Here is a 6,651-nt window from a genome sequence, read left to right as displayed (position 1 = left end):
GCCTGCTCTCAAGCGGATAGGGGCCGTAACATTGCGTTTTTCCGCAGCCTGTTAGGGCAGCGAGCGTGGACTTCAATTTATGCCCGGTCACGATCTCGCCAGTTGTCGCGTCGATCATCATCTCGCACTCACCCTGAACGGTCTGGACCTCGACCTCGTAGAACCATCGTCCGCCCTCCTCGTCGATTGAAGCTTCACTGATCTGGCCACCGATCTGCTTCTCGGCCGCTGACGTATTTGCGTCGTCAGATCATTTTGTTGCTTAAATGAATTTGCAGAACGCTAACGGGAGGAATGACAGCTTTGCGATGTTGGCACTCTAAGTCATTGAAAACTGGCGGAGAGACAGGGATTCGAACCCTGGGTACGCTCGCGCGCACAACGGTTTTCGAGACCGCCCCGTTCGACCGCTCCGGCATCTCTCCACGATTCGTCCACTGGACGGGTCGGCGGGGAACCTAATGAAAACTTTGCCTTGCTGCAAGCAAAGGAATATCGTTCGCGACAATCCGGCAAAAAGCGCGTAAAGGCGTTGACTTGCGGGCCTTCGCTTGTATAGTGCGCGTCGCTTTTCTGCGGGCCGGATATGGCCCGTTTTTATATCGACCCCGGCAACCGAACGCCCATATCCGGCGCCGGCGCCCCTGGGGCCTTAGGAAGAAGTCTAAGATGTACGCAGTCATAAAAACCGGCGGCAAGCAGTACAAGGTCGCTGAAAACGATGTTATCGCGGTGGAGAAAATGGTCGGCGAACCCGGGGATTCGGTGAATCTCGGAGAAGTCCTGATGGTTGGCGATGACAATGGCCAGACCGTCGGCGCGCCGACGGTGGCGGGCGCCGTTGTGGCGGCGACCGTGCTGGAACAGAAGCGCGACAAGAAGGTTATCGTTTTCAAGCTGAAGCGGCGCCAGGATTACCGCCGCAAGAACGGCCATCGCCAGAATCTGACCGTTCTGCGGATCACCGATATCATGGCGGACGGCAAGAAAAAGGCCGCAAAGGCGAAACCGGCCCCCAAGACAGAAGAAGCATCGGCTGATGCGGGCTACGCCCCGGCCGAAGCGAAAACCGAGGAGTAAGACGGCATGGCACATAAAAAGGCAGGCGGTTCCTCCAGAAACGGCCGCGATACCGCGGGCCGGCGTCTGGGCGTCAAGAAGTTCGGCGGCGAGCCCGTCGTGCCGGGCAACATCATCATGCGCCAGCGCGGCACCAAGGTGCACCCTGGTGGTAATGTCGGCATCGGCAAGGACCATACGCTGTTCGCCCTGACCGGCGGCAATGTGCAGTTCCACAAGACCCGGGACCGCACAACCGTATCGGTGGTGCCGCCGGCGTAACGCGCCCCGGCATAGGCGTTTTATCCGGGGGGATGGTTAGCCATTCCCCCTTTTTGTTGGACATCCCCATGAAATTTCTCGATCAGGCCAAGATATACCTCCGGAGCGGCGATGGCGGCTCCGGCTGTATGTCGTTCCGGCGGGAGAAATACATCGAATTCGGCGGTCCCGATGGCGGTAATGGGGGCCGCGGCGGCGATGTTGTCGCCGTTGCGGTCGAGAACCAGAACACGCTGATCGACTACCGCTACCAGCAGCATTTCAAGGCCGAGACCGGACATCACGGCATGGGACGCCAGCGGACGGGCGCCGCAGGCAAGGACGTCGTGCTGAAACTGCCTGTCGGCACCCAGATTCTGGCGGAGGACAGGGAAACCCTGATCGCCGATCTTGTCGAACCCGGGCAGCGGGTGACCCTGGCGCGCGGCGGCGACCCCGGCTTTGGCAACCTGCATTACAAAAGTGCGACCAACCGGGCGCCGCGTCGCGCCGATCCCGGCTGGCCCGGCGAGGAAATGTGGGTCTGGCTGCGGCTGAAGCTGATTGCCGATGCGGGGCTGATCGGGCTGCCGAACGCCGGAAAATCGACCTTCCTGTCGGTGACGTCCCGCGCGACCCCGAAAATCGCGGATTATCCCTTCACGACGCTGCATCCGAATCTCGGCGTGGTGACGGTCGACGAAAGCGAATTCGTACTGGCCGATATCCCGGGGCTGATCGAGGGCGCGCATGAAGGGCTTGGGCTGGGCGACCGGTTCCTCGGCCATGTGGAACGCTGCGGCGTGCTGCTGCATCTGATCGACGGTACGGCGGACGATGTCTGCGCGTCGTACCGGACCGTGCGCCAGGAACTGGAAGCCTATGGCGGCGGACTGTCGGAGAAGCCGGAAATCGTCGGCTTGAACAAGTCGGACTCCCTGTCCGAGAAGGACCTGGAGCAGAAGCGGCTGGCCCTGGTAGCGATAACCGATGCGCCGGTGGTCGTGCTGTCCGGCGTGTCGCGGCGCGGCGTGACGGATGTCCTGCGCGTGCTGTACGAACATATCCGCCAGCGCCGGGCCGCGGATACGGACGAAGCGGAAGAATTCGCCGATCCCGATCCCGCGGAAGCCGGGTGGGCGCCATGACCGACGCCGCCGGCAATCGTCTGACCGGAGCCAAAAGACTGGTGGTCAAGATCGGTTCGGCGCTCCTGGTCGACGAGGCCAATGGCCTGATCCGTCATGACTGGCTGGCGACGCTGGCGGCGGATGTCGCCGCGCGCCGTGCCGCGGGTCAGGAGGTTCTGATCGTGTCCTCGGGTGCGATAGCGGTCGGTCGCCGGTATCTCAATATTACGGGCCGCGAGTTGCGGCTGGAGGAAAAGCAGGCGGCCGCCGCCACCGGACAGATTCAACTGGCGCATGCCTATCGGGAGGCACTGTCGGCCCATGGCATCACGGCGGCGCAGATTTTGCTGACGCTCGACGATACGGAGCGGCGGCGGCGGCATCTCAATGCGCGGGCGACGATGCGGCAGATCCTCGACCTTGGTGCGGTGCCGATCATCAACGAGAACGACACGGTCGCGACCGAGGAAATCCGGTTTGGCGACAATGACAGGCTGGCGGCGCGGGTTGCCGCGATGGTCGGCGCGGAGGTGCTGGTGCTGCTGTCCGATATCGACGGGTTGTACGATTCCGATCCGCGGACAAATCCGTCGGCGACCCATATGGCGAAAATCACGGCGATAACGCCAGCGGTAGAGGCGATGGCGGGCAAGGTGCTGCGCGGTTACGCTTCCGGTGGAATGGTTACGAAACTGCTGGCGGCGAAGATTGCGCTGGCAGGCGGTTGCCACATGTTGATTGGCGATGGCCGGCCGGCGCACCCCCTGCAGGCGCTCGCCGATGGCGGACGCTGTACCTGGTTCATCGCCGAGGCGACGCCCCACAGCGCGCGCAAGAAATGGATCGCGGGTTCGCTCAAGCCGAAAGGGTCCCTCAACATAGACGACGGCGCGGTGAAGGCGCTGAAAAGCGGGCGGAGCCTGCTGCCGGCAGGGGTTTCCGGCGTGTCGGGCCGGTTCGAGCGCGGCGATCTGGTCACGATCATTTCCGCCGACAATCGCGACCTGGGCCGCGGCTTGTCCGCCTATTCCAGCGCGGATACCCTTTTGATCGCGGGACACAAGACGAGTGAAATCGAAGAAATACTCGGCTATCGTGGCCGGAATGAAGTCATTCACCGTGACGATCTGGTGCTTGACTGAGGGGAGGAGATCATGACCGCCACAGCCGCGCGTCAGACTGAAGACAGTATCGAAACGGAAATCCGCCGCATCGGCGCCGCCGCGAAGGAAGCCGGCCGGATACTGGGCCTTGCGGATGGCGCCGCGAAAGACGATGCGCTGCGTTTTGCCGCCGCGGCGATACGGATGCGCCGGAACGAAATCCTGGATGCGAACCGCAAGGATCTGGCCCATGCCGAATCGCGAAACCTGTCGGAGTCGTTCCGGGACCGGCTGACCCTCACGGAAGACAGGATCGAGAGAATGGCTGCTGGCCTGGAGGATGTGGCGGGTTTTCCCGACCCGATTGGCCGCGTACTGGACGAACGGGTAAGGCCGAACGGATTGCGGATTACCCGCGTCAGCGTGCCGATCGGCGTGATCGGCATCATCTACGAATCGCGTCCCAACGTGACCGCCGATGCGGGCGGGTTGTGCATCAAATCGGGCAACGCGGCGATTCTGCGCGGCGGGTCGGACAGCCTCCATTCATCGAGCCTGATTGCGGATTGCCTGCGCCAGGGGCTGCGGCGCGCGGGACTGCCGGAAGATTGCGTGCAACTCGTGCAGACGCGTGACCGGTCCGCCGTCGGCGCCATGTTGCGGATGCACGAGTTTATCGACATCATCGTTCCGCGCGGCGGCCGCAGCCTGATCGAGCGGGTGATGGCGGAAACGAAGATACCGGTGATCGCCCATCTTGAAGGAATCTGCCATGTCTATGTCGATGCGGCGGCGCAGCCGCAGATGGCGCGTGACATCGTGCTGAATGCGAAGATGCGGCGGACCGGGGTTTGCGGCGCGGCGGAAACGCTGCTGATCGATCGTTCGCGGGTCGCGGCACTATTACCGGCAATCGTCGATGACCTTACAGGGACCGGCTGCGTCGTTCGGGGCGACGAAGCGGCGCGCCAGGCCGATCCCCGTATCGCGCCGGCGAGCGAAGCCGACTGGACGACCGAATACCTGGATGCGATCATTTCGGTGAAGGTCGTAGATGGCGTGCGTGACGCCATCGCGCATATCAACCGCTACGGCAGCAACCATACCGACATGATTGTGACCGATGACTATAAGGTTGCGGAACTGTTTCTCGCGGGTGTCGATAGTGCTATCGTCATGCACAACGCATCGACGCAGTTCGCCGATGGCGGCGAATTCGGAATGGGTGCGGAAATCGGTATTTCAACGGGAAAACTCCATGCGCGTGGTCCGGTTGGCGCGGAACAACTGACGACGTTCAAATATGTTGTGCGTGGTGACGGCCAAATTCGGCCGTAGCGTGCGCGTCCGTTCCCGACAATTTTTCCAGGGTCCGACCGCCAGTGCCAAGAGATTCAATGCCAGAATCCGTCCAAAGCCATGAAACGACCGCTACGGAAAAACCGGAGCGCCGGGTCGGCGCTCCGACGAGTCGCGATATTTATGCGCTTTCGCGCATTTCCGGCCGGCGGATCGGCTTGCTGGGCGGTTCCTTTAATCCGGCCCATGAAGGGCACCGCCATATCAGCCTGCTGGCGCTGCGATACCTGAACCTGCATGAGGTCTGGTGGGTCGTGTCGCCGCAAAATCCGCTGAAGCCGGCAGACGGCATGGCAAGCTTCGAGGAACGCTTTGAATTTGCCAGGAAGGTTGCGCGCCATCCGCGCATCCGGGTATCGGATATCGAAGTGCAACTCGGCACCCGCTTTACCCTCGATACGCTGCGCCGCCTGCAGCAGCGGTGCCAGAGGACCCGTCTTGTCTGGCTGATGGGCGCGGACAACCTTGCGCAAATTCCAAAATGGCGGAACTGGAACCTGATTTTCGAGACCGTTCCGGTCGCGGTATTTGCCCGTCCGTCCTATTCGATGCTGGCCCTGGCGGGCAAGGCGGCGCATCGCTATGCGCGAATCCGGCTTCCGTCACGCTCGGCCGCATCACTGGCGAATATGACTCCCCCGGCCTGGACATTCTTTCACTCGCGCCTGCACCAGGCGTCATCGACGCAGATACGGGCCCAGCGCCGGGCGGCCGAATCCGCGACGAAGGCTTGATTTCCAAGTCAATCAGTGCAATTTGGTGAAAATGACGACATGCCCGTCCTGAAAACGCGGATTTACAAGAGGAAAAACGCCATCCCGAGGAAGATCAAGACTCAATTGCCACCTGCCAAGGTCCTGAAGGTAATAGAAGAATCGCTGGATGATGACAAGGCGGCTGATGTTGTCGTAATAGACCTGACCGGAAAATCGAGCATCGCCGATTTTATGGTTATCGCATCAGGCCAGTCGAGCCGGCATGTAAACGCCATGACAGAACACCTCATATCCGTTCTGAAAAACAGCGGATTAAAGGGCGCTACGGTCGAAGGGCAGGATCGCGGCGACTGGGTCCTGGTGGATGCCGGCGATGTCATTGTCCATCTGTTCCGTCCGGAAGTGCGGGAATTCTATAATCTCGAAAAGTTGTGGAGCTTTGAAATGCCCGAAATGGCGGACGCGCCACATGGTTCCGCCGAACGGATCTCCGCAGCCCAGTCGGCCTAGGTGCGTCTGTTGCTGTGCGCTGTCGGCCGCGCCCGCAAGGGGCCCGAACGCGCGTTGTTCGAAAATTTCGCCAGACAGGTGCGCTGGCCCTTTGAGGTCAACGAGGTGGAAGAGCGCCGCAAACTGCCCTTGGCGCAGCAACGGCAGAGTGAAGCCGCCCTGCTGATGCGTTCGATTCCGGCAGACGCGGTGGTGATCGCCCTGGACGAACGTGGAGAGACACTCACCAGCCGCGAACTGGCGGGCCGGATAGCGCAATGGCGGGACGAGGGCCAGGCCTGTATCGCCTTCGTGGTCGGTGGCGCCGGCGGGCTGGACGAATCGGTTCGTGACCGCGCCGACCTGTTGTTGTCCTTCGGTCGGCTGACATGGCCCCATCTTCTCGTGCGCGGCATGCTGGCCGAACAGATCTACCGCAGCCAGCAGATACTGGCCGGCCACCCGTATCACCGGGATTGACGATGTCCCGCGCGGCTTTCGATCCGGCCCGGATCCCTGTATATTCGGTGCAGC

At 61.9% G+C, this 6,651-nt stretch carries 8 protein-coding genes and 1 tRNA gene; 8 read left to right on the top strand and 1 reads right to left on the bottom strand.

The window, feature by feature from the left end; all coding sequences use genetic code 11:
- Positions 1-335 precede the first annotated feature (335 nt).
- Positions 336-425 (bottom strand) — tRNA-Ser (locus WD767_19235).
- 244 nt (positions 426-669) lie between these two features.
- On the opposite strand from WD767_19235, the gene rplU reads away from it, so the two are divergent.
- The 8 genes from rplU to rlmH all read left to right on the top strand — a co-directional run bounded on the left by rplU (position 670) and on the right by rlmH (position 6,597).
- Positions 670-1,080, top strand: a complete 411-nt coding sequence (rplU, locus tag WD767_19230) for a 50S ribosomal protein L21 (protein MEX2618227.1) — start codon at positions 670-672, stop codon at positions 1,078-1,080.
- 6 nt (positions 1,081-1,086) lie between these two features.
- On the top strand, positions 1,087-1,341 hold the full coding sequence (rpmA, locus tag WD767_19225; protein MEX2618226.1) for a 50S ribosomal protein L27: 255 nt from the start codon (positions 1,087-1,089) through the stop codon (positions 1,339-1,341).
- A 68-nt stretch (positions 1,342-1,409) separates the two neighbouring features.
- Complete coding sequence (obgE, locus tag WD767_19220) at positions 1,410-2,468, top strand: GTPase ObgE (protein MEX2618225.1); 1,059 nt, start codon at positions 1,410-1,412, stop codon at positions 2,466-2,468.
- Positions 2,465-3,592: a glutamate 5-kinase gene (gene proB, locus WD767_19215; GenBank protein MEX2618224.1), complete on the top strand. Its 1,128-nt coding sequence runs from the start codon at positions 2,465-2,467 to the stop codon at positions 3,590-3,592. The genes obgE and proB overlap by 4 nt, the downstream gene beginning before the upstream one ends.
- A gap of 12 nt (positions 3,593-3,604) precedes the next feature.
- Positions 3,605-4,891: a glutamate-5-semialdehyde dehydrogenase gene (locus WD767_19210; GenBank protein MEX2618223.1), complete on the top strand. Its 1,287-nt coding sequence runs from the start codon at positions 3,605-3,607 to the stop codon at positions 4,889-4,891.
- Positions 4,892-4,950: 59 nt separating this feature from the next.
- Positions 4,951-5,646 (top strand): nicotinate-nucleotide adenylyltransferase, encoded by a 696-nt coding sequence (locus WD767_19205; protein MEX2618222.1) that lies wholly within the window; start codon positions 4,951-4,953, stop codon positions 5,644-5,646.
- Positions 5,647-5,685: 39 nt separating this feature from the next.
- Positions 5,686-6,138: a ribosome silencing factor gene (gene rsfS / locus WD767_19200; protein ID MEX2618221.1), complete on the top strand. Its 453-nt coding sequence runs from the start codon at positions 5,686-5,688 to the stop codon at positions 6,136-6,138.
- The gene (rlmH, locus tag WD767_19195) at positions 6,139-6,597 is read left to right on the top strand and encodes a 23S rRNA (pseudouridine(1915)-N(3))-methyltransferase RlmH (protein MEX2618220.1); all 459 of its coding nucleotides are present in this window, start codon (positions 6,139-6,141) and stop codon (positions 6,595-6,597) included.
- Positions 6,598-6,651: the final 54 nt, after the last annotated feature.

The organism is Alphaproteobacteria bacterium (assembly GCA_040905865.1).
GTDB lineage: Bacteria > Pseudomonadota > Alphaproteobacteria > UBA8366.
The sequence above is the reverse complement of the archived record's forward strand: the minus strand, read 5'-3'. Positions and strand labels throughout refer to the sequence as shown.

Coding starts and splice junctions, on each gene's coding strand:
- rplU (MEX2618227.1), top strand. CDS start 670: ATGTACGCAGTCATAAAAACCGGCGGCAAGCAGTACAAGGTCGCTGAA.
- rpmA (MEX2618226.1), top strand. CDS start 1,087: ATGGCACATAAAAAGGCAGGCGGTTCCTCCAGAAACGGCCGCGATACC.
- obgE (MEX2618225.1), top strand. CDS start 1,410: ATGAAATTTCTCGATCAGGCCAAGATATACCTCCGGAGCGGCGATGGC.
- proB (MEX2618224.1), top strand. CDS start 2,465: ATGACCGACGCCGCCGGCAATCGTCTGACCGGAGCCAAAAGACTGGTG.
- WD767_19210 (MEX2618223.1), top strand. CDS start 3,605: ATGACCGCCACAGCCGCGCGTCAGACTGAAGACAGTATCGAAACGGAA.
- WD767_19205 (MEX2618222.1), top strand. CDS start 4,951: ATGCCAGAATCCGTCCAAAGCCATGAAACGACCGCTACGGAAAAACCG.
- rsfS (MEX2618221.1), top strand. CDS start 5,686: ATGCCCGTCCTGAAAACGCGGATTTACAAGAGGAAAAACGCCATCCCG.